The sequence below is a fragment of the Actinomycetospora sp. genome, from assembly GCF_055612215.1.
Genome location: NZ_JBVPVA010000255.1, coordinates 1 through 1,360 on the forward strand (window position 1 = coordinate 1; position 1,360 = coordinate 1,360).

Genomic DNA, 1,360 nt, shown 5'->3' on the forward strand with positions numbered 1-1,360 from the left:
GGTCGTCGTCCTCGGAGCCCTGGTCCTGGTCGGGCCGCTGGTGGACCTGGGTGTCCTGGTCCTCGGTGTCCTGGTCCTCGGTGTCCTGGTCCTCGGAGTCCTGGTCCTCGGAGTCCTGGTCGTTCGAGTCCTGGTCGGTGCCGTCGGCGCCGGACTTCTCGTCCTCGGACTTGGTGTGCTCACCGGCCTGCGGGAGCACCACCGTCCCGCCGGCGTACTCATCGACCGGCACACCGACCAGCGGCTCGTCGGACTCCGGCGGGTCCGGAGGCGCCCGCCGGGCCTCGGCGTCGGCGTTCGGGTCCCCGGAGCCGGCCTTCTCGCCCTCGCCCTCACCCTCACCCGCGGGCGAGCCCTCGACCATCGACTCCGACTGGCTCTCCTGCATCGCCTGGTAGCCGAACGGGTCGGCGTCCTCGGGCGGGTTCTCCCGGGTGATCTCGATCAGCTCGGTACGGTCCTGATCCTTGGAGATCCCGTACCGCTCCATGTCCTCCTCGGTCAACGACTCCAGGATCGCGGTCTGCGCCTTCTCCGGCAGCGTGTGCAGGATCTGCATCACCCGGTCCTTGCGCCGCTGGGTGGCCTTGCGCTCCCCCATGCCCTCGGTCGGCATCAACTGCGGGTCGATGAACGACTCCTCGGACTCCGCCGACCCGCCCTGCTTCTTCAACTCCTCCATCTCGGCCTCCATCTGGGCCGAGTCCTTCTCCTCGCTCATCCCGATCGGACCCACCCGCCGGCCCTGCAGGAACTGCTGCACCACCGGCTCCTCACTGGTGAGCAGCACCTCGCGCGGGCCGAACATCACCAGGTTGCGGCGGAACAACATCCCGATGTTGTCCGGCAGCGACCGCGCCGTCCCCAGGTGGTGGGTCACGATCAGGATCGTCGCGTCGAGCTGGGTGTTCAGATCCACGATCAACTGGTTCAGATACGCCGTGCGCACCGGGTCCAGCCCGGAGTCCGGCTCGTCGACCAGGATGATCTCCGGGTCCAGCACCAGCGCCCGCGCCAGCCCGGCGCGCTTCTTCATCCCGCCGGAGATCTCGCCGGGCAGCTTGTCCTCCGCGCCGCCGAGCCCGACCAGATCCAGCTTCTCCATGACGATGTCCTTGATCTCGGACTCGCCCTTCTTGGTGTGCTCGCGCAGCGGGAACGCGATGTTGTCGAAGATGTTCATCGACCCGAACAGCGCACCGTCCTGGAACAGCACCCCGAACAACTTGCGGATCTCGTAGAGCTTCGACTCCGAGCACCGCACCAGGTCGGTGTCGTGGATGAAGATCGACCCCTTCTCGGGCTTGAGCAACCCGATGATCGACTTCAGCAGCACCGACTTCCCGGTCCCCGACGGACC

General features: G+C 67.5%; 1 pseudogene. It reads right to left on the reverse strand.

The annotated features are described in order from the left end of the window. Nucleotides 1–418: 418 nt before the first annotated feature. Nucleotides 419–1,360: pseudogene (locus AC0CYZ_RS07055) on the reverse strand (ABC transporter ATP-binding protein); the annotation flags it as partial.